At 72.3% G+C, this 19,152-nt stretch carries 21 protein-coding genes; 10 read left to right on the forward strand and 11 right to left on the reverse strand.

The window, feature by feature from the left end:
- Window positions 1–158: 158 nt before the first annotated feature.
- The 4 genes from OG624_RS03395 (at window position 159) to OG624_RS03410 (ending at window position 3,300) form a co-directional block, all read left to right on the forward strand.
- Window positions 159–1,037 carry a YwqG family protein gene (locus OG624_RS03395; RefSeq protein WP_371639043.1) on the forward strand — a complete coding sequence of 293 codons (879 nt, stop codon included), beginning with the start codon at window positions 159–161 and terminating at the stop codon, window positions 1,035–1,037.
- A gap of 250 nt (window positions 1,038–1,287) precedes the next feature.
- Window positions 1,288–1,716, forward strand: coding sequence for a hypothetical protein (locus tag OG624_RS03400; protein WP_371639044.1), 429 nt, complete (start codon window positions 1,288–1,290; stop codon window positions 1,714–1,716).
- A gap of 140 nt (window positions 1,717–1,856) precedes the next feature.
- The gene (locus OG624_RS03405) at window positions 1,857–2,558 is read left to right on the forward strand and encodes a 2-phosphosulfolactate phosphatase (RefSeq protein ID WP_371639045.1); all 702 of its coding nucleotides are present in this window, start codon (window positions 1,857–1,859) and stop codon (window positions 2,556–2,558) included.
- 187 nt (window positions 2,559–2,745) lie between these two features.
- Window positions 2,746–3,300 carry a YceI family protein gene (locus OG624_RS03410; protein WP_161290300.1) on the forward strand — a complete coding sequence of 185 codons (555 nt, stop codon included), beginning with the start codon at window positions 2,746–2,748 and terminating at the stop codon, window positions 3,298–3,300.
- A gap of 49 nt (window positions 3,301–3,349) precedes the next feature.
- Here OG624_RS03410 and OG624_RS03415 read toward each other — a convergent pair whose 3' ends face one another.
- The 6 genes from OG624_RS03415 to OG624_RS03440 form a co-directional block, all read right to left on the reverse strand.
- On the reverse strand, window positions 3,350–4,648 hold the full coding sequence (locus OG624_RS03415; protein ID WP_371640827.1) for an anhydro-N-acetylmuramic acid kinase: 1,299 nt from the start codon (window positions 4,646–4,648) through the stop codon (window positions 3,350–3,352).
- 5 nt (window positions 4,649–4,653) lie between these two features.
- The gene (locus tag OG624_RS03420; RefSeq protein ID WP_371639046.1) at window positions 4,654–5,976 is read right to left on the reverse strand and encodes an MFS transporter; all 1,323 of its coding nucleotides are present in this window, start codon (window positions 5,974–5,976) and stop codon (window positions 4,654–4,656) included.
- 171 nt (window positions 5,977–6,147) lie between these two features.
- Window positions 6,148–6,858: a cytochrome b/b6 domain-containing protein gene (locus OG624_RS03425; RefSeq protein ID WP_371639047.1), complete on the reverse strand. Its 711-nt coding sequence runs from the start codon at window positions 6,856–6,858 to the stop codon at window positions 6,148–6,150.
- Window positions 6,800–7,474 (reverse strand): molybdopterin-dependent oxidoreductase, encoded by a 675-nt coding sequence (locus OG624_RS03430; RefSeq protein WP_371640828.1) that lies wholly within the window; start codon window positions 7,472–7,474, stop codon window positions 6,800–6,802. Before OG624_RS03430 ends, OG624_RS03425 begins: the two co-directional genes overlap by 59 nt.
- Before the next feature lie 137 nt (window positions 7,475–7,611).
- A complete protein-coding gene (locus tag OG624_RS03435; protein ID WP_158711853.1) occupies window positions 7,612–7,839 on the reverse strand; it encodes a hypothetical protein in 228 nt (75 codons plus the stop codon).
- Window positions 7,840–7,986: 147 nt separating this feature from the next.
- Entirely contained in the window at window positions 7,987–8,457 is a 471-nt protein-coding gene (locus OG624_RS03440) for a Dps family protein (RefSeq protein ID WP_030728194.1), read from the reverse strand.
- A gap of 217 nt (window positions 8,458–8,674) precedes the next feature.
- On the opposite strand from OG624_RS03440, the gene OG624_RS03445 reads away from it, so the two are divergent.
- Window positions 8,675–8,881 (forward strand): hypothetical protein, encoded by a 207-nt coding sequence (locus OG624_RS03445; RefSeq protein WP_158711854.1) that lies wholly within the window; start codon window positions 8,675–8,677, stop codon window positions 8,879–8,881.
- A gap of 244 nt (window positions 8,882–9,125) precedes the next feature.
- On the opposite strand, the gene OG624_RS03450 is transcribed toward OG624_RS03445, so the two are convergent.
- From OG624_RS03450 to OG624_RS03465, 4 genes are all read right to left on the reverse strand, one after another.
- Complete coding sequence (locus tag OG624_RS03450; RefSeq protein ID WP_033221258.1) at window positions 9,126–9,422, reverse strand: hypothetical protein; 297 nt, start codon at window positions 9,420–9,422, stop codon at window positions 9,126–9,128.
- Between the two features lie 137 nt (window positions 9,423–9,559).
- Window positions 9,560–10,222 carry a methionine ABC transporter permease gene (locus tag OG624_RS03455; RefSeq protein WP_033221260.1) on the reverse strand — a complete coding sequence of 221 codons (663 nt, stop codon included), beginning with the start codon at window positions 10,220–10,222 and terminating at the stop codon, window positions 9,560–9,562.
- Window positions 10,219–11,235 carry a methionine ABC transporter ATP-binding protein gene (locus OG624_RS03460; RefSeq protein WP_371639048.1) on the reverse strand — a complete coding sequence of 339 codons (1,017 nt, stop codon included), beginning with the start codon at window positions 11,233–11,235 and terminating at the stop codon, window positions 10,219–10,221. Before OG624_RS03460 ends, OG624_RS03455 begins: the two co-directional genes overlap by 4 nt.
- Window positions 11,232–12,110: a MetQ/NlpA family ABC transporter substrate-binding protein gene (locus tag OG624_RS03465; RefSeq protein ID WP_051763339.1), complete on the reverse strand. Its 879-nt coding sequence runs from the start codon at window positions 12,108–12,110 to the stop codon at window positions 11,232–11,234. Before OG624_RS03465 ends, OG624_RS03460 begins: the two co-directional genes overlap by 4 nt.
- 365 nt (window positions 12,111–12,475) lie before the next feature.
- On the opposite strand from OG624_RS03465, the gene OG624_RS03470 reads away from it, so the two are divergent.
- The gene (locus OG624_RS03470; protein ID WP_033221264.1) at window positions 12,476–12,862 is read left to right on the forward strand and encodes a hypothetical protein; all 387 of its coding nucleotides are present in this window, start codon (window positions 12,476–12,478) and stop codon (window positions 12,860–12,862) included.
- Window positions 12,863–12,989: 127 nt separating this feature from the next.
- Here OG624_RS03470 and gdhA read toward each other — a convergent pair whose 3' ends face one another.
- Window positions 12,990–14,345, reverse strand: coding sequence for an NADP-specific glutamate dehydrogenase (gdhA, locus tag OG624_RS03475; protein ID WP_033221265.1), 1,356 nt, complete (start codon window positions 14,343–14,345; stop codon window positions 12,990–12,992).
- 360 nt (window positions 14,346–14,705) lie between these two features.
- Here gdhA and OG624_RS03480 point away from each other — a divergent pair, with 360 nt between their 5' ends.
- The 4 genes from OG624_RS03480 (at window position 14,706) to OG624_RS03495 (ending at window position 19,117) form a co-directional block, all read left to right on the forward strand.
- Window positions 14,706–15,932 carry a cytochrome P450 gene (locus OG624_RS03480; RefSeq protein WP_371639049.1) on the forward strand — a complete coding sequence of 409 codons (1,227 nt, stop codon included), beginning with the start codon at window positions 14,706–14,708 and terminating at the stop codon, window positions 15,930–15,932.
- A gap of 206 nt (window positions 15,933–16,138) precedes the next feature.
- Window positions 16,139–16,690, forward strand: coding sequence for a rhodanese-like domain-containing protein (locus OG624_RS03485; protein WP_033221269.1), 552 nt, complete (start codon window positions 16,139–16,141; stop codon window positions 16,688–16,690).
- Window positions 16,691–16,811: 121 nt separating this feature from the next.
- On the forward strand, window positions 16,812–17,063 hold the full coding sequence (locus OG624_RS03490; protein ID WP_030764319.1) for an EF-hand domain-containing protein: 252 nt from the start codon (window positions 16,812–16,814) through the stop codon (window positions 17,061–17,063).
- A gap of 164 nt (window positions 17,064–17,227) precedes the next feature.
- Entirely contained in the window at window positions 17,228–19,117 is a 1,890-nt protein-coding gene (locus OG624_RS03495) for a serine/threonine-protein kinase (RefSeq protein ID WP_371639050.1), read from the forward strand.
- Window positions 19,118–19,152: the final 35 nt, after the last annotated feature.

Below are 19,152 nucleotides of genomic sequence, written 5' to 3' on the forward strand. Positions count from 1 at the left end.
TAAGTCGGCGCGGCTCGTCCGACAGTTCGCTTCGGCCGTCCCGAGGCTCGGCGCGCGAGGCGCCGCCTCGGATCCGCCCGTCCTGTCGGTCTGTCAGTAGTCGCTGTCGGTGCTCGCCGTCAGTGCTCGCTGTCAGTGCTCTCGTGCATGCTCGTCCCATGACGCTCGCTCCCGCCGAGGCGCTGCACGACCTCGCCCACCGCCACCTGCCGCCCGACGACGCCGCGCGGTGGATCGGCCTGCTCACCCCGGGCCTGCGCCTGGCCCACGCGGGCGACGGACCGGCCGCAGGGCGGCTCGGCGGACTCCCGGAACTGCCGCTCGACCTGCCGTGGCCCACGTGGGAGGGACACGGCCCCCTGTCCCACATCGCCTCGCTCGACTGCGCGGCCCTCGCGGCGGCCGGCGACTGCGGACTCGCCCTGCCCGACTCCGGAACCCTGCTCTTCTTCCACTTCGACGGCCGCGTCGACGGCGACGACTCCCCCGTGGACGCGTCGGACCCCGCCACCCGACCCGGCGCCCAGGTGCTGCACGTGCCCGCGGGCACTCCCACCCGCGTACGTCCCGCCCCGCCCGAGCTCCCTGCGTACCCCGAAGTGCCGTTGACCGCGCAGGCGGGGATGACCGTACCGGCCTACGACGCCCCCGGCCTCCGTGCCGCGTTCGGCAAGGTCGTGGACTCCGCGCGGTGGCGCCACCACCCCCTCAACGGGAGGCTGTTCACCAAGGGCCTCATCGACCTCGACTCCGCCCCGGACGATGTCAGGCACCGGATCGGGGGCCACCCCGTGCCCGTTCAGGGTGCGGTGGAGCGGGAGATCGCCCAAGCGGTGCTCGGCCGCCCCGGCACCTCCCGAAACGATCCCGACCTGGACGTCGAGGCCGCCCGGTGGGTGCTGCTCGCGCAGATCGACACCGATTACGCGGCGGACATGATGTGGGGGGACGTCGGCACGCTCTACTGGTTGATCCGCCCGGCCGACCTCGCCGCGGGCCGCTTCGACCAGGGGCGCTTCGCCTTGCAGTGTTGCTGACCCGACCCCGTCGCGGGCACCGTCCGCCTCGCCGACCGCCCGGCCCTCGGTCATGCCGTCGGAATCCCCCGTCCCCGGCACCCCCGGCCCGAGTACCCCCGGCCCGAGTACCCCCGTCCCCGGTACCCCGACGCCCGGTATCCCCACCCGCGAGCCCGGAACCGGAACCGGAGGTGGCGGCCCGGACGCCACCCCGACGCCTCGCCCGAGCGGCGGCGGACCCACCACCGCGCCCGGCTGCGCGCGCCCCGTGCCTCAACTCCCCACTGCGGAGAGCGTCCCCGGCCAGGGCACCGTCAGTCTCACCCTGTGCGCCACCGATCACCGCACCGGCCGCGGCAAGCTCGTCTTCACCGCCGGGTACGACACCGGCGGCCCCATGACCTACCGCGTCAGCCTGCGGTGGACGTACGAGGCCAAGTCCGAGGCCGGATGCGAGTGGTGCTGGTCCTCCGCGCGCTACGCATTCACCGAGGACGTGTACGTCAACGACGCCGTCCACGCCGAACCGCTCACCGTCCCGTTCGTGCTCCAGCACCGCGGTGAACTGATCGGCGAGCAGCGCCCCGGTACCGGCGTGGCCGTGGTCGGCATCCAGCCCCTGGAACCCACCTGGCAGGACAACCCGGCCTTCGTCGCCCCGGTCCCCGGCGCCACGCTGCCGCCCGAATCGCCCTGACCTCATGACGGCGCTGCCCTCCACTCTCGTCCTGGGGGCCGCGCCACGTGACACGTCCGGTTGCCCGCGTCGTGACGGCCTCGATGTGGGGCGCACCACTCTCCGGGGGCATCGGGCCGGGCATGCCCGATCATGATCGGATGGACGCTCGTTTTCTTGGTATCGCCGAGTTGGTCGAAACCCCGCCCGTGGCAGTCGTGGTCGACGTCATGCGTGCTTTCACGGTGGCTGCCTGGACCTTCGCCCGGGGCGCGGAAAAGATCGTTCTCGCCGAGTCGCCGGCCGAGGCCCTCGCGCTCAAAGCGCGCCACCCCGCATGGGTGGCGCTCAAGGACGGTCCGCCCGCGCCCGGGTTCGACACCGTCAACTCGCCGGGCATGCTGCGGTCCATGGACCTCGGCGGACGGACCGTGGTGCAGAAGACCACGGCGGGGACGGTCGGCGCGCTCGCGGTCAAGGAGGCGTCGCTGGTGCTGTGCGCCGGATTCGTGGTCGCGGAGGCAACGGCTCGGGTCCTGCGGACGCGAGGGTGCGACAGCGTCACTTTCGTGGTCACGGGCGAGGACGGGCGGGCCGAAGAGGACCTGGCGTGTGCTCAGTACATCGCCGGCAGGGCCACCGAGGCCGAGACGGACGCGGCCGAGTTCCTTCGCCGCGCCGGCGAGTCGCGGGCCGCCGCCGAGCTGGTGGAGGGCGTGCGTCGAGGAGTCCATCCCGATGACGTCGCGCTCTGCCTCGAGCTCGACCGCTTCCCCTTCGCCATGGTGGCGGCCCTGGAAGGCTCGCTCATGGTCCTCCGTCCGTACGCCCTGCCTCCGCTGACCGACGACGTGTCGATCTGATCGCCGGCGGGCGGCCGCGGGGGTCGGCCGCTGCTCTCCACGGGTGAGGCGGGGGCGCCGGCCGGAGTGCACTGCGGCGTCGCCCCGTGCGTCCGGCCGGGTCGGGACCGGTTCGCGCCCTAGCGTGGGTCGGGAAGATTCCGGGCGTACCGCCGCCGGGATCCCGCCCTACGGAGGAACGTCACCCATGACCGCCACCATCCAGGAGCTCACCGGGGACTACGTCCTCGACCCCGCCCACACCCGGATCGGCTTCGTCGCCCGCCACGCCATGGTGACCAAGGTCCGCGGCGCCTTCCACCAGTTCGAGGGCACCGCCCATCTGGACGGTGGCGATCCGGCCCGCTCCACCGCCCAGGTCGTGGTCAAGACCGAGAGCATCGACACCGGCGTCGAACAGCGCGACCAGCACCTGCGCACCAACGACTTCCTGGACGCTCCCCACTTCCCCGACATCACGTTCCGTACCACTTCGGTCGAGCCTCGCTCCGACTCCGAATACCGCGTCACGGGCGATCTGACCGTCAAGGACACCACCCGCCCGGTCACCATCGACTTCGAGTACACCGGCAACGCCGTCGACCCCTACGGCAACCTGCGGGTCGGTCTGGAGGGGGCGGTGACCATCTCCCGCAAGGAGTTCGGCGTGACCTGGAACGCGGCCCTGGAGGGCGGCGGTGTGCTGGTCGGCGACAAGATCGTGCTGGAGTTCGACATCTCCGCGATCAAGCAGGCTCAGTAGCGGGCGGAGGGCTGATAGGGATCCGGCCGGCGACACCGGTCCGGCCGCATCACCGCAGGTGGTCCGGCCGGACCGGGCCGGGCCCGCCGTCGACCGTCAGCCGGACCGGTGCCGTCGTCGGGGGCCGCGGCAGGCGCAGGCCCGGGCCGCCGGGCGTGATCGAACCGAGGACGCTCGCGCGCCGGGCGCCGGTGCACGCGGGGACGGTGCCCGGCAGGCCGTGCGCGGTGAGCCAGCCCAGTACGGCGAAGGCGTACGCCTCCTTCGCCCCCGCGGGCAGCCCGAGTTCGTCCGAGGACCGCACCACGCACCCACCGCGCCGGCCGCGACCGGCGACCCCGTCGGCCCGACCTGCGCCCAGTTCCTGCCGTAGCCGGTCCATCAGCACCGGGTTGCGGGTCCCGCCTCCGGACGCGATCACCTCGGTCGCCCCGAAGGGCCGGATCGCGTCGGCGACCGTCCGGGCCGTGAGCCGGGTCAGCGTGGCGACGACGTCCTCGACGGACAGCGGCTCGCACGCGTCCAGTGCCGCGCGCAGATAGGGCAGGTGGAAGCGTTCCTTACCCGTCGTCTTCGGTGCGGGCCGGGCGTAGTACGGGTCGGCGAGCAACCGTCGCAGCAGCGGCGGGTGGACCGTGCCCCGCGCGGCGAGGGCCCCGTCCACATCCATCGTGGGCGCGTCGCCCGGGGTGTCGCGCAAGGTGTCGCCCTGGGCGTCGCGCCCCGCCAGGGCGGTCACGGCCGCGTCGATCAGCGCGTTGGCGGGGCCGGTGTCGAAGGCCAGCGGTTCACCTCCGGTGCCCGCCACCCCACCCGGCACGACCGTGACGTTCCCGATCCCGCCCAGATTGAGTGCGACCGGTACCCCGGGGCGTCCCCGCAGCCACATCACGTCGACGATGCTGACCAGCGGCGCACCCTGCCCCCCGGCCGCCACGTCGCGGGTACGGAAGCCGGAGACCACGGGCCGGCCGGTCGCCTCGGCGATCCAGGCCGCCTCGCCGATCTGGAGGGTGCCGTGCACCCGGCCGTCCTCGGTCCAGTGGAAGACGGTCTGCCCGTGCGACGCCACCAGGTCGGCCCGTCCGCCGCACAGCTCCGCGTCGGCCCGCACCGCCGCCGCGGCGAAGGCCTGTCCGATGCGGGTGTCGAGCCGGCAGACCGTGGCCAGGTCCACCCGGGCGGGCGGCAGGGCCCCGGCCAGGTCCGCCCGCAGGTCGTCGTCGTACGCCGTGCTGATCATCCCCAGGGGTGTGAGCACCAGCGTGTCACCGTGCAGGGAGAGGTCGGCGGCCGCCGCGTCGATGGCGTCGTACGACGTGCCGGACATCAGCCCGACCACCCGCAGCGCGCTCACCGCAGCGCCCGCTCGTGGTCGTCACCGCGCAGCGTGAGCAGCGCGACGGCGCTCACCGCGCAGGTCGTCGCCGCGTAGTACCCGGGGACGTCCACGTTCCCGGTGCGCTCGACCACCTCCGTGATGATCAGTCCCGCGCAGCCCGAGAACACGGCGTTGGACAGGGCGTACGCCAGCCCGAGGCCGGTGCAGCGCACCCGGGCCGGGAACATCTCGGCCAGCATCGCGGGGCCCGGACCCGCCATCAGGCCGACACCGGCGCCCGCGGCGAACAGCGCCGCCCCCTTCACGTACGTCGGCCCGTCGGGGTCCTGCACCAGGTGCAGGAGGGGGAGCGCGAGCGCGGCCGTCAGCAGGGCCCCCGCCACCATCACCGTGCGCCGCCCGATCCGGTCGCTGAGCCGGCCGGCGGGGAGGATCGAGGCGGCGAACCCCAGGTTCGCCAGGACGGTGCCCAGCAGTGCCCGCTGGAAGCTGGTGCCGAGCGTGCTCTGCAGGTAGGAGGGCAGGACCACCAGGAAGGTGTAGCCGGCCGCCGACCAACCCATCACCCGCCCGACGCCCAGCGCCACGGCCCGGACCGTCTCCCGGGGACGCGGCCGGGGCGGTCCGGGGGCGGGCGGCCCGGTCCGTACGCGGGCGGGCGGTTCCTCGGCGGGAAGCCGCAACCGCAGCCGCAGCGCGAGGAGACCCAGCGGCAAGGTGAGCAGGAACGGCACCCGCCAGCCCCACGCGTGCAGCTGCGCCGAGGTCAGTACGCTCGCCAGGACCACCGCCACCGCGGCGCCGGCGAGCAGGCCGAGCGCGACGGTGAACGACTGCCAGGCCCCGTACAGGCCCCGGCGGCCCGGTGGCGCGCATTCCGTCATGACGGAGACCGCCCCGCCGAACTCCCCGCCCGCCGAAAGCCCTTGCAGGATCCGCAGCAGGGTCAGGAGCCATGGCGCGGCCGCGCCGATCGACGCGTACGTCGGCAGCAGGCCGATCATCGCCGTGGCACCGGTCATCAGGCAGACGACCAGGACGAGCGCGGGGCGCCGGCCCACCCGGTCGCCGAACCGCCCGAACACCGCGGCTCCGACCGGCCGGAAGAAGAACGCCAGGGCGAACGACGCGTACGCCTTGACGAGCCCCTCCACCTCGCTGCCACCCACCGGGGTGAAGAACTGCGCCGCGAGGACGGTGGCGAAGTAGCCGTAGATCCCGAACTCGTACCACTCGATGAAGTTGCCGACGGATCCCGCCACCAGCGCCCGGCGGGCGTCTTCCGGCCGCACCGACGCAGGAGGCCGCACCGGACCGGGGACGGGTGTGCTCATGGATCAAGCGTGCTGACCGCGGGGCGGCTCCACAAGCGCCGTCCGCCATCTGCCCTACACCGGCTCAGGCGCGCCGGGCGGCCACGAGACGAGGGCGACGAACAGGGCGACGCCGGCGAGCGCCAGGACCAGCGAAGAATCAGGAGGGATGACGCCGGGGCGGTCTTCGCCTCATCCGGCGTCCGGGCCACCCTCCGACCGATCCGCGCGTCCGCCCTTCGGCTCGTCGCCGAGCCACAGCGGGTGCTCCCGCTCCGCCCAGGGGCGCTCGACGGACCCGGTACGCATGCCCCTGCGCGCTTCCGGGTCGGCGAGGGCCATCCTGATGTGCCCGGCCAGCACCAGCCCGATGGCCAAGGCCAGCCAGTCGTGCACGAAGGTGGCGCTGGTGCGCCACACCAGGGGTGTCAGATGCGTGAACCACATCAACAGGCCGGTCGCCAGCATCACGAGGACGGCGCCCGCGATCCACGAGGCGTAGAGCTTCTGGCCGGCGTTGAACTTCCCCGCGGGCCGGGATCCGCGCCGGCGGTCGCGTCGCCGCACCGCGCGCAGCCACTTCCTGTCGTGCGGCCCGAAGCGGTTCAACCTGCGCAGGTCGGCCCGGAAGGCGGGGGACGCCAGACCCAGCAGGAACGGCGCGGGCAGCAGGATGCCGGCCCATTCGTGGACCGTCACCACGAGATGTCTACGGCCGACCAGTTCGGCGAGCTGCGGGACGTACAGGGCGGCCGCGGTCGCCACGCACAGCAGCGTCAGCGCGGCGGTCGCGCGGTGGACCCCACGCTCGGCACGGGTGAACCTGGCGACCCGTCGGGCCGGTTCAGACGGTGGGGGTGTCACTGCGCCCGTTGGACCCGCCGACCCAGGCATCGACGTCATAGCCCCGCTCCTCCCAGTAACCGGGGCGCACCTCGGAGGTGACGGTGATCCCGGAGAGCCATTTCGCCGACTTGTAGAAGTACATCGGCGCGACGTAGAGCCGGACCGGGCCGCCGTGCGCATGACTGACGGGTTCGTCCCGCATCCGCAGACAGACCAGCACGTCGTCGCGTCGGGCCTGCGGGAGCGTGAGGCTCTCGCTGTACGTGCCGTCGAAGCAGGTGAAGCGGATCGCCTTGGCCTCGGGATCGACACCGGCGGCGTCCAGCAGGCGGGACACGGTGACGCCGGTGAAGGCGGTCTCGGGGACCCGCCAGCCGGTGACGCACTGCACGTCCCTGACGACACGGGTCTGCGGCAGTGCGCGCAGGGCGTCGAGGGTGTACGTCGTGGGGCGCCGGACCAGGCCGTCGACGGTGAGCCGGTAGTCCTGCTCGTTCTTGCGCGGCACGGAGGTGGCGACGGAGTAGTAGCGAAAGCCGCCCCCGTTGGGCAGCAGCCCGGTGAGCCCGGTCGGGTCCTTGTCCGAGGCGGCCCCGAGGAAGGCTTCGATCCCGCGCTGTACGTACGGTGCGGCCACGAGGCCCCCGGCGCCGAGCCCGAGCATGCCGAGCATCAGACGGCGACCGACGGGGGTTCCCTCGAAGTCGGAGTGGTCTGTCGTCACCCCTCGATTCCAACACCCCGGGGTACGGGACACCAGAAGGACCGCCGCGACGTCAGACTTCCGTCACACATCCCGCCGGCCCGTTCCTAATCCCGGTCGTCCTCGCGCCGCCAGGGCCGGTCTCCGGGCTGGAGCAGCGTCTCCGGGGCCTTGCCGCTCGCCCGGCGTTGGCCGGCGGTCGACGCGCCGACGAACAGGATCATCAGGAAGCCGAGGACGCACAGCGGCCAGAGGGTGAAGACTCCGACGATGAGGAGGAGCAACCCGACGGCCAGGAGTCCGCGCGACCACTCCGGCCCTTGTTGATCAGTCATTTCGCCCCTTTGTGAGGCTGCACAGGGTACGCGACGGGCTACCGCCTCTGCCTGTGGATCCAGCACGATGCCCCCTTACGACCCTTCAGGGTCGTAAGGGGGCTCTCTCGTGCCGCAGGTCGATCCAGGTTCAACCCGCCGACCGGCTCAGGCGCTCTCGGCGGCGAACATCCAGTGGTGCTTCTCGAGGTCGCCGGTCAGGGCGATCAGGAGGTCCTGGGTGACCGGGTCGGGGTCGTCCGTGGCCCGGATGCGGTCGCGCATGCGGGCGATCACCGTGCTCAGGGCGTCGACGAGGATGCGGACGGCGTCCACGTCCTTGATCCAGCCCTCCGGCACGCCGGTGATCGCGGTGGACGACGCCACCGTCGCGGCCCGGCCGTCCGGGGTGATCCCGAGGGCGGATGCGCGCTCGGCGACCACGTCCGAGTGGGTACGCGCCGTGGTGACGACCTCGTCCAGTTGGAGGTGCACGGAGCGGAAGCGCGGTCCCACCACGTTCCAGTGCACCTGCTTGGACACGAGCGAGAGGTCCACCAGGTCCACCAGAGCGCCCTGCAGCGCTTCACCGACGACCTTCAGGTCCGCTTCCGGGAGGGCGTTCTTGACGACGGACACAACGTCTCCATTCATCTCGGGACAGGTATCGACAGAACCGCGGCTACCCGCCAGGAGCGACACAAAACAGTTCGGTCCTGGTCGGACGGCTGCCGTGCGGACGCCGGTGCCGCCACGATGCGACGTACCGGCCGCCGACGCTCCGATCTTGACTCCTGCCCCGCCCCGCCGGAGACTCGACACACGTACTGATCTTCACCGGGGGGGGCTGAAGAACTTGATCGTTTTCTATGCGTGCGCGGGACTGCCCATCGCCGCCTTGGTCGCCTACCTGCTCTGGACCGATCGAGCCACTCGCACCAGGAACCTCGACGGGATGCAGATGGAGGACAAGGCTCGACAGCAGGCCCGCTTCGACAAGCTGTCACCGGCGCGCAGGTTCTACATCCCGCCGAACGAACTCAACCGTCGCGGCCGCCGCTGAACCAGGCCCTCGGCCGGGTCGGGCCAGGCCGGGTCACGCCATGTGCCCGAGCAACAGGTCGACGAGTCGTTCCGGGCTGCGGAGGGGCAGGTGGTGGTCGGCGGCCGGGACGACCACGCCGTGGGGTCGGGCAGGTCCTCGACGTCGTCGAAGAGCCGGTCCGGCTCATGAAATGATCATTTCAGAGCCGTCGGTACGGGCGCCGGGCGCCCAGGCGGGCCTGGGCGCCCGGATCGACCGGAGTTCACTCCTCGTGGACGTCGCAGTCGGTGTAGACGGTGGGCCTCGTCATCAGTGTCGACAGCCGCGCGGCCAGCTCGCCGGTTTCGGGTGCGTCGCTGTTGGCCATGGCCTCCTCGTACGAGGCGAACTCGACGACGGCCAGATAGCGGCGCGGGTTGGCCCGGTCCTGGAGCAGGGTGCGGGTGGTCGGGGCGCCGGCGCGGGCCTGCGCGCGGGCCTGCTCCTCGTAGGCGCGCAGCAGGTCGCGCACCTCGTCGATGCGCTCCGTCTCGAAGTCGACGATCTGGGCGAACTTCATTGTTCGGTTCCTCCTGGCGTACGGCGGCCCCCGCGGACGCGGTTCTTCTCCCCCCTCGCCCAAGCAAACACCTCGGGAGTGCCACCGACCCGGTTCACACGCCCATCACTCGTCGCCCGTCGCCCGTCGTATTCGTGTCAGCGGCGGAGCACCTTGCGGGACACCAGGTTGCCGAGCAGTTGCGCCGACTGCACCAAGGCGATCAGGACGAGCACCGTCACGACCATCACCGAGGTGTCGAAGCGCAGGTAGCCGTAGGTCATCGCCAGGTTGCCGACACCTCCCCCACCGACCGTGCCGGCCACCGCCGAGAAGTCGATCAGTGCGACCAGCATGAACGTCAGGCCGAGGACCAAGGGCCCCAGGGCCTCCGGGACCAGCACCGTGAGCAGGATCCGCAGTGGGCTCGCGCCCATGGAACGGGCGGCCTCGATCACGCCGGGTTCGACGGAGAGCAGGTTCGACTCGACGATGCGGGCGACCCCGAACGTCGCGACGACCGTCATGGGGAAGATCGCCGCGTTCGTGCCGATCATCGTGCCGACCACCTCGCGCGTGACCGGTGCCAGCGCGACGATCGCGATGATGAACGGGACGGGCCTGATGATGTTGATGAGCGAGCCCAGGACCGCGTGGGCGACCCGGTTCGGCAGAACGCCGCCCTTGCGGGTCGCGTAGAGGGTGAGGCCCACCGCCAGCCCGCCGGCCGTCGACAGCGCCAGGGTGATGAGCACCATGTAGACGGTCTCACCGGTGGCGTCGAGGACCTTCGGCCAGAACGTGCTCCAGTCCGCCTTCATCGGGTACCCGCTTCCACGCGGTCGGCGACGGCGAGTCCGGCGACCACGGCGTCGACGGCGTCGGTCGCGCCGCGCAGCTCCAGGGTCACGCTGCCGAGGGGGCGTCCCCGTACCTCGCCCACGCCGCCGTGGACGAGCGTGAAGTCGACACCGTGGGCGTGCAGGAGCTTCGAGAGGCCGTCCAGTCCGGGGCGGCCGTCGGCGACGGGCAGGGTGATCAGGCGGCCCGGGTGGCGGGCGCGGAGTCGTTCCAGGAGCGCGGGGTCCGGCTCGCTGTGCCGCGCGGAACGGACGAAGGCGGTGGTGGTGGCGTGGCGGGGCCGGGCGAAGACCTCGTACACCTCGCCGCTCTCGACCACCTTGCCGTTCTCCATCACCGCGACGCGGTCGCACAGGGTCCGCACGACGTCCATCTCGTGCGTGATGAGCAGGATGGTGACGCCCAGCTCGCGGTTGACCCGGCGCAGCAGGGCGAGCACCTCGCCGGTGGTCTGCGGGTCGAGGGCGGAGGTCGCCTCGTCGCACAGGAGCACCTTGGGGCGGGTGGCGAGCGCGCGGGCGATGCCGACGCGTTGGCGCTGGCCGCCCGAGAGCTGCTCGGGATAGCGCTTGCCGTGGCCCGCCAGGCCTACGAAGTCCAGCGTCTCCTCGGCGCGGGCGCGAGCTGTCGCGCGGTCCGTACCGGCGAGGCGCAACGGGTAGAGCACGTTGCCCAGGACGGTGCGCGAGCGGAAGAGGTTGAACTGCTGGAAGATCATGCCGATCTCCCGCCGGACGGTGCGCAGGCGGCGCTCGCCGAGGGACGAGAGGTCCTGACCGTCCAGCAGGACGCTGCCCGAGGTCGGCTCCTCCAGGCCGTTGACCAGGCGTAGGAGGGTGGACTTGCCCGCGCCGCTGTGGCCGACGACCCCGAAGACGGTGCCCGCGTCGACGGAGAGGCTGACGCCGTCGACGGCGCGCGATCCGCCCGGGAACTCCTTGGCGACGTCGCGCAGCTCCACGGCGGCGGTCATCGTCCCAGCTGCTTCTGGATGCGTGCGACCTCGGCCTGGAGGTCGGCGGCGGGCAGCTCGATGTGGTGCGCGGTGCCGTTGCTGGTGCGTCGGACCTCGTCCTGCACGGCCTGGGAGGCGTACAGCTCGACGACCTTGCGGTAGTCGGCGTCGTCCTTGCGGTCCGCGCGGGCGGCGATGACGTTGAGGTAGGGGACGGACTGCGGGGCGGCGGGGTCGTCCTTGAACAGCGCGGTGTCGGCCTTGATACCGGCGAGCTCGGCGACGCCGTCGTTGATGACCGCGGCGTCCGCGTCCTGGAGGGTACGGGGGGTCTGCTGGGCGTTGACCGGGGTGAGCTTGAGGTGCTTGGGGTCGGCGGTGATGTCGTCGGGGGTGGCGAAGAGTCCGGCCTCCTTGCGGAGCTCGATCAGCTTGGCCTGTTCCAGTACGCGCAGTGCGCGGCCCTGGTTGGCGGGGTCGTTGGGGAGGGTGATCTCGGCCCGGTCCGGGAGATCCGCGAGCTGCTCGTGCTTGCGGGAGTAGAGGCCGAGGGGAACCACGGTGGTCGCCGCGATGGGCACGATGTCGGTCTTGTTCTCGGTGTTCGACTGGGCCAGGAAGACCAGGTGCTGGAAGGCGTTCAGCTCGATGTCGCCGGCGCTGAGGGCCTTGTTGGGGAGCGAGTAGTCGTCGAAGACGACCGGTTCGACGGTCAGGCCCTGCTTCTTGGCCTCCTTGGCGAGGACGTCCCATTCCGGGGAGTCGCCGGAGACGCCGACCCTGATGCGGTGGGCGTCCGTGCCTCCGGCGCCGCAGCCGGAGACGAGCAGGGCGAGGGCGACGGCGGTGGACGCGGCGAGCAGGGTACGTCGACGCGGCGGTGCAGAAATCATTGTGTGATCCATGTGCAGAGGAAGACCGAACCAAAGGGATGAACGAAGCGTAGATCGAATTCGCCATTGGACCTTGGAAAGAAAGGTTCTCTTCATGAGTCTGAAACGAATGAAAGAATCTCCGGTTCTGCGGTGCTGCCTCCGCGACCGGACGCCGGAGACCCCGCGGACGCCTGGGATGCCGGACCCCGCGCGAGCGGCGCGATGCCCCCCGACGGCCGAACCGTCCGGGCCACCCGGGTGACCTTCGGCACCGGTTGGCCCATGCCGGACCGGCGTGGCGACCGCGTCACGCTGCGCGCCGGTCGAATGTGGGCGGATCGTCCGCAACTCGCTGTAGGACGCCTCCGCCGGGAGTATCAGTCATGCATCGTTTCGTCCCCGTACTACCAGCCGCCCTCGCCCTGATCGGGGCCCTCGCCGTCCCCTCGGCCGCCGCCCCCGCGGCCGACCCGAGGCCGATCACCTCCCCCTACGTCCAGGCTGCCGCGGATGTCACGGCCAACGGCGCGCTCAGGCGGTCGAAGAACATCGACTGGGTACGTCACGTCAACACCGGCCGGTACTGCGTGAATGTCAGCGAGGAGGTCAACCTGGCCTTCAGCGTCGTCTCCGTCGAGCTGCCCAATTCCAACCGACGCAGCTTCAGCACCACCCCCAACCGCGTCTGCGGCCCGGACGCCGTGACGGTCAACACCTACGACCTCCGCGGCAATTACGCCGACAACCCGTTCACGGTCATCGTGTTCTGACCTGGCGTCGCCCCCTCCCGGGCGCCGGTCCCGCCTCCGGGACCGGCGCCGGCCGCGCGTGGCGGCCGCGGGAACGCGGAGGGGGACGGCCGCGGACCGGCCCCCCGACCGGTCCGCGGCCGTCGGATCAGATGACGCCCTGCGCCAGCATCGCGTCCGCGACCCGCTCGAAGCCGGCGATGTTCGCACCGGTGACGTAGTCGCCCGGGGCCCCGTACCGCTCGGCGGTCTCGTACGCGACGGCGTGGATCGAACGCATGATGCCCGCCAGCTCGTCCTCGACCCGCTGCGCGCTCCAGGCCACCCGACCGGCGTTCTGGCTCATCTCGAGGGCGCTGACCGCCACCCCGCCGGCATTGGCGGCCTTGCCGGGCCCGAACGCGACCCCGGCCTCCTGCAGGATCCGTACGGCCTCGGGGGTGGTCGGCATGTTGGCCCCCTCGGAGACCGCCTTGACCCCGTTCGATACGAGCGTGCGGGCGTCCCGCTCGTCCAGCTCGTTCTGCGTGGCGGAGGGGAAGGCGACGTCCGCCGGCACCTCCCAGACCCGCCCACCGGGCACGAACCGCGCCGAGGATCCGCGCCGCGCCACGTACTCGCTCACGCGGCCCCGCTCGACCTCCTTGACCTGCTTGAGCAGCGCGAGGTCGATGCCCTTGTCGTCGACGACGTAACCCTGGGAGTCGGAGCAGGTCAGCGGGTTCGCGCCGAGCTGCTGCAGCTTCTCGATCGTGTACAGCGCGACGTTGCCGGAGCCGGAGACCACCGCGGTCAGCCCGTCCAACGACTCACCGCGGACCGCCAGCATCTCGGCGGCGAACAGCACACTGCCGTAGCCGGTGGCCTGCGGCCGGATCGCGGAGCCGCCCCAGCCCTGCCCCTTGCCGGTCAGGACGCCGGCCTCCCAGCGGTTGGTGATGCGCCGGTACTGGCCGAAGAGGTAGCCGATCTCGCGGCCGCCGACACCGATGTCCCCGGCGGGCACGTCGGTGTGCTCGCCGATGTGCCGGTGCAGCTCGGTCATGAAGGACTGGCAGAACCGCATGACCTCGGCGTCCGAGCGGCCGTGCGGGTCGAAGTCGCTGCCTCCCTTGCCGCCGCCGATCCCGAGGCCGGTCAGGGCGTTCTTGAAGATCTGCTCGAATCCGAGGAACTTCACCACGCCGATGTCCACCGACGGGTGGAAGCGCAGGCCGCCCTTGTACGGGCCGAGCGCGCTGTTGAACTCGACGCGGTAGCCGCGGTTGACCTGGACCCGACCCCGGTCGTCCTGCCACGGGACGCGGAAGAGGATCTGCCGCTCGGGCTCGGTGAGCCGCTCCACGAGGGCCACGGCCGGGTCGGCGTACTCGGGCCGGGCGGTGAAGACGGGGGCCAGGGTCTCGAGGACCTCCCGTACCGCCTGGTGGAACTCCGGCTGCGCGGGGTTGCGGCGCTCGATCTCGGCCCGCAGTGCTTCCAGCCTGTCCTTCGAGTCCTTCACGTGTGTCCCTCCAGGGAGTGCGCGGTGCGCAGACGACGGCAGGTCCATGGTGTCCGCGGGGCCGTGCGTACCGGTCGATTCCGCGCGCGACGCGCTCCGAACGCACGCTTTCGGAAAAGTTTTTCCGGAGCCTGGCCCCTCTGTGGAGGCTACCGCGCACGGCGCTGATCTGGGCAAGGCTTCTGCCCTGCGGACAAAAACGCGTCCGACACGTCGAGGCGTACCCACTCCCGCCCGGCCCCTTCCGCCCGGCACGCGCCCTACCGGGGCCTGCGTGTTTCGGGCAGGATGACCCGGCGCACCGGAGGTCACCCGCGGCGGCGCACCCCGCCCGGTCCCGACCGTGATCCGGAGGCACCAGTGACGTGGCAGGACGACCAGGCGCGGCGTGACGAGCTGTACCGCGACCCCTATCCGCTCTACGACCGCGCGCGCCGGGCGGAAGGGCTGACGTACGTAGCCGAGTTCGACGCGTGGCTGGTGGCGCGTGACCGGGACGTACGGGAGGTGCTGCTGCGCGCGGAGGACTTCTCCTCGGCCAACGCCCTGCTGCCGGACATCCCGCTCTCGGAGGCGGCGCTCGGCGTCCTGCCTCGGGGGTTCGGGCCGCGGCCCACCGTGGTCTCCAGCGACGGGGCGGCCCACCGTCGCCACCGGGCCCCGCTGAACCGGGGACTGTCCGCCGGCCGGGTGGCGGCCCTGGTTCCGTACGCCCGCACGTGCGCGAACGAGTTGGCGGACCGCTTCGCGGCGGACGGGTCGGCGGAGTTGGTGGCGGCGTACGCCCGGCAGCTGCCCGGGATGGTGGTCGGCCGGCTGATCGGGCTGGACCCCGCCGACGTGCCCGCGGCCGTGCACGGCGGCTACCGCGCCGAGGAACTGCTGTTCCGCCCGATGTCTCCGGAGGGTCAGGTGGCGGCCGCCGAGGACGTGGTCGCGCTCCAGCACCTGCTGGACGGGTACGTCCGCGACCGGCGCGCCCACCCCCGGGACGACATGTGCTCGGCCATGGTGGCCGCCCTGGCCCCCGGTGACGACGAACTCACCCTCGAACAGCGCCACGAACTGGTGACGAGCCTGCAGAACCTGCTGATCGCCGGATTCCTCACCACGAGCGCGCTCATCGCCACCATGCTGCTGCACCTGCTCGCCGACCGGCGGCAGTGGCGGACGCTCCGTGCCGATCCGTCCCTGGCCCCGGCGGCGGTGGAGGAGGCCGTCCGCCACGACACCGCCATCCAGGCCTTCCGGCGGATCACCACCCGGCCGGTGACGCTCGCCGGGACGGAACTGCCCGCCGGGGCCGCCGTGCTGGTGGCGTACGGCTCGGGCAACCGCGACGAGGATCGGTACGAGCGGCCCGGGGAGTTCGACATCACCCGGCCCGGGAACCGACAGCACCTCGCCTTCGGGTACGGGACCCACGGCTGCCCGGGTTCCCAACTGGCGCGCGAGCAGCTCCGGCTGACACTCGACCTGTTCGTCCGGCGCATGCCCGAGCTGCGACTGGACGCCGACCGCCCTCGGCCGCGGATGCGGCCCACGCTGATCCACCGCTCACCGCAGGACCTGTACGTCACCTGGTGACTCGGGGGCGATTTCACTCGTTCGGGCCACTGGTTGTTGCGGGGGTGTGGCAGTCCCGTGGCAAGGGGCGGCGATCCCTGGCCGGGCCGTCCCCCCGTGCCTAGCATCCCCGGCATGGCGACGGCGGCGCACGTCGCTCCGGTAACCCGTGTCCGCGCCCCGCCGCGCCCTTCCCCCCTCCCCCTCTGCCAAGGACCAGGTCCGCCATGAGCGTTCCCACCCCCCTCGATGTCGGCCAGGCCCATCCGCGGCTCGCCGAGCTGACCGTCGTCGACGTCCGCACTCCGGGCGAGTTCGCGTCCGGCCACCTGCCGGACGCCGTCAACGTCCCCCTCGACCGGCTCGCACGGAGCCTGCCGGAGCTGCGGCGGGCCGCCGAACGCAGGCCCCTGCTGGTGGTGTGCGCCTCCGGTGCCCGCTCCGAGAACGCCGTCGCGACCCTGACCTCCCAGGGCATCGCCGCGTCGAGCCTGACGGGTGGCACCCAGGCCTGGGCCGCGGAGGGCCACGGCCTGCAGTACCCCGACGGCTCCCGGAAGCGGGCCGTCTGGTCGATGGAACGCCAGGTCCGCTTCACCGCGGGCGTCACCGTGCTGCTCGGCCTCGCCCTCGGGCTGCTCCTGCACCCCTCCCTCGCGTTGCTGTCCGCCGCGATCGGGGGCGGCCTGGTCTTCTCCGCTCTCACGAACAGCTGCGCGATGGCGGTCGTCCTCGGCAGGCTGCCCTTCAACCGCCAGGGGGCCGGGGGCCGGGCGTGAGCACACCCGGCCCCGCGAATCCGACGCCCGGCGGGGGCAACCCCGCCGGGCCCCACGACGTCCTCCCGTGCAGGACGCGCCGCCCAGGAGGCGGTGCGTGGACCGCTGAGAGGATCACGTGATGAGCGAGAAGGCCCGGCGCCTGTTCGACGCCCTCGACCTCGACCAGGACGGCACGCTGACCCGTGCCGAGGTCATCGGCGCCCTGCGCTCCAAGGGCCCTACCCTCGCCGCGCAGGGTGCGATCCCGTTCTGGGGCGTCGGGGGCACCGACGACTCCTCCGCGCTCTTCGACGCGGCCGACCAGAACGGCGACCGCGTGCTGACGTTCGAGGAGTTCGCGGCCGTGGTCAACCGCCGCTTCGGCTGGTAGCGGCGGAGCCACCGCGCCCTGCCGCGCCGTCCGAGCCGCCAACTCCCGGGGACGGCACGGCGGTCCGACGGTCCGGGCCGGGGACGTCCGGGCATTGGGTACGCTCTCGGTTGACTTCGGGGCGCCGGCAGGTGCTGGATCGCCGCAATCAGAGATGGGTCCCCATGGGTAGTGCACCGTCCGCCGACTTCTTCCAGCCGCTCAAGGCGGACGATCCGACCGTCGTGGGCGGCTACCGCCTGGCGGCCGTACTGGGCGCGGGAGGCATGGGCAAGGTCTATCTCTCCTACACTCCGGGTGGCCGGCCCATCGCCATCAAGGTGATCCGGCCCGAGTTCAGCGAGGACCCCGAATTCCGACGGCGCTTCCAGCAGGAGGTGCGGTCCGCGGAGCGGGTCCAAGGGCTCTACACCGCGCCCGTCATCGACTCGGACACCGAAGGCGCCCAGCCGTGGCTGGCCACGGCCTACGTGCCCGGCCCCTCGCTCGCCCACGCCGTGGCCCGACACGGCGCGCTACCGGTGCGCAGCGTGCTGCTGCTGACCGTCGGGGTCGCCGAGGCCCTGCACGTCATCCACGGCGCGGGCATCGTCCACCGGGACCTGAAGCCCGCCAACGTGCTGCTCGCCTCCGACGGCCCGCGCGTCATCGACTTCGGCATCGCCCGGGCCGCCGACTCCACCGCCCTGACCAGTACCGGGGTCAGCGTCGGGACCCCGGCGTTCATGGCGCCCGAACAGGCCTCGGTCGGCACGGTCACCCCGGCGACCGATGTCTTCGCCCTCGGGCAGATCGCCGCCTTCAGCGCGATCGGGGCGTCCGTCTTCGGCGACGGGCCCTCGCACGCGGTGCTCTACCGGATCGTGCACGAGGATCCCGACCTCAGCGCCCTGCCGGAGGAGTTGCGGCCGGTGGTCTCCCGTTGTCTCAGCCGGGACCCGGCCGACCGGCCGACCCTGGCCGAGGTCATCGAACTGTGCAACGCGGCCTCGGACGTGCCGCTGCGCCAGGGCGAGGACTGGCTGCCGCGGGCCGTCGCCGGTTCCCTCACCGAACGGCTGCACCTGCCCGCGCCGGTGCCCACCCCGCCGCCGACGGCCGCCTCGGCCCCGGCCCCGACGCCGACTCCGACGCCGACCGAGGTCTCGCCGCAGGCCCCGGGGGCGGCGCCGGCTCCGGGTGCGCCGGTGGTGCCCGCCGCTCCCGGGTACGCGCCGACCGGCCTGGCCGCCGCCGCCGCGCCGACGCAGACGGCTCCGACGCAGGGGGCGCCGGGGGCCGTGCCGCCGGGTTACCCGACGCCGCCCCCGTACACGCAGCCTTCGTACCCGCAGCCGCAGCCGCAGCCGCAGCACCACCAGCCGCAGTACAGCCACCCCCAGTACACGCAGCCCTCGTACACCCCCGGGCACGGCACGCCGCCGCCCTTCCACCCCCAGGGCTTCGTCCCCGGCCCGCCCACTCCGCCGCGCCCCAGGCGGACGGCACTGATCGTCGTCGGGTCGGTCGCGGCGGCGGTCATCGGGCTCGTGGTCATCGGGTCCCTGCTGCCGGACGGCTCCACCAAGGGCGGCGGCGACAAGGCCTCGAAGGGCGGTGCCTCGTCGGGCGCCTCGCAGAAGCAGCCCGACCCCCAGCCGGTGGCGTACCAACGCATCGAAGTGCCCCAGAACCACCAGCTGATGCTCGCCGACAACCCGCCGCGGCCGGCCGAGGAACCGACCGGTGCAGGAGTGCTGTACGGGCACGCGGACCTCTTCTTCTACCGCGACACCCTCTTCGGGGACGAGAAGTTCGGTACCACGAACGGCAAGATCGTCCTGCTGAACAACTCCGAGAAGGGCTCCTTGGAGACCTGCCGCGCCGTGACCCGCTTCACCGAGAAGGTCGGCCTCGACCAGCTCACGGACGGGTCACAGGTCTGCGTGCTGAGCAAGGCCGGCCACATCGCGCTGGCGACCTACCACGGCAGGTCGGGCGGGAAGAACGAGACCGGTTTCATCACCGTCGACGTGACGGTCTGGCGCAACGCCGAGCCCGCCGCGAAGGACTAGGCCGTCGACAAGGCCTGGGGGGTGGCTTGTCAGTG

It is taken from the genome of Streptomyces virginiae, from assembly GCF_041432505.1.
Classification (GTDB): domain Bacteria; phylum Actinomycetota; class Actinomycetes; order Streptomycetales; family Streptomycetaceae; genus Streptomyces; species Streptomyces virginiae_A.

Coding starts and splice junctions, on each gene's coding strand:
- OG624_RS03395 (WP_371639043.1), top strand. CDS start 159: ATGACGCTCGCTCCCGCCGAGGCGCTGCACGACCTCGCCCACCGCCAC.
- OG624_RS03405 (WP_371639045.1), top strand. CDS start 1,857: ATGGACGCTCGTTTTCTTGGTATCGCCGAGTTGGTCGAAACCCCGCCC.
- OG624_RS03410 (WP_161290300.1), top strand. CDS start 2,746: ATGACCGCCACCATCCAGGAGCTCACCGGGGACTACGTCCTCGACCCC.
- OG624_RS03420 (WP_371639046.1), bottom strand. CDS start 5,976: ATGAGCACACCCGTCCCCGGTCCGGTGCGGCCTCCTGCGTCGGTGCGG.
- OG624_RS03425 (WP_371639047.1), bottom strand. CDS start 6,858: ATGACGTCGATGCCTGGGTCGGCGGGTCCAACGGGCGCAGTGACACCC.
- OG624_RS03430 (WP_371640828.1), bottom strand. CDS start 7,474: ATGCTCGGCATGCTCGGGCTCGGCGCCGGGGGCCTCGTGGCCGCACCG.
- OG624_RS03435 (WP_158711853.1), bottom strand. CDS start 7,839: ATGACTGATCAACAAGGGCCGGAGTGGTCGCGCGGACTCCTGGCCGTC.
- OG624_RS03450 (WP_033221258.1), bottom strand. CDS start 9,422: ATGAAGTTCGCCCAGATCGTCGACTTCGAGACGGAGCGCATCGACGAG.
- OG624_RS03455 (WP_033221260.1), bottom strand. CDS start 10,222: ATGAAGGCGGACTGGAGCACGTTCTGGCCGAAGGTCCTCGACGCCACC.
- OG624_RS03460 (WP_371639048.1), bottom strand. CDS start 11,235: ATGACCGCCGCCGTGGAGCTGCGCGACGTCGCCAAGGAGTTCCCGGGC.
- OG624_RS03465 (WP_051763339.1), bottom strand. CDS start 12,110: ATGATTTCTGCACCGCCGCGTCGACGTACCCTGCTCGCCGCGTCCACC.
- OG624_RS03470 (WP_033221264.1), top strand. CDS start 12,476: ATGCATCGTTTCGTCCCCGTACTACCAGCCGCCCTCGCCCTGATCGGG.
- OG624_RS03485 (WP_033221269.1), top strand. CDS start 16,139: ATGAGCGTTCCCACCCCCCTCGATGTCGGCCAGGCCCATCCGCGGCTC.
- OG624_RS03490 (WP_030764319.1), top strand. CDS start 16,812: ATGAGCGAGAAGGCCCGGCGCCTGTTCGACGCCCTCGACCTCGACCAG.
- OG624_RS03495 (WP_371639050.1), top strand. CDS start 17,228: ATGGGTAGTGCACCGTCCGCCGACTTCTTCCAGCCGCTCAAGGCGGAC.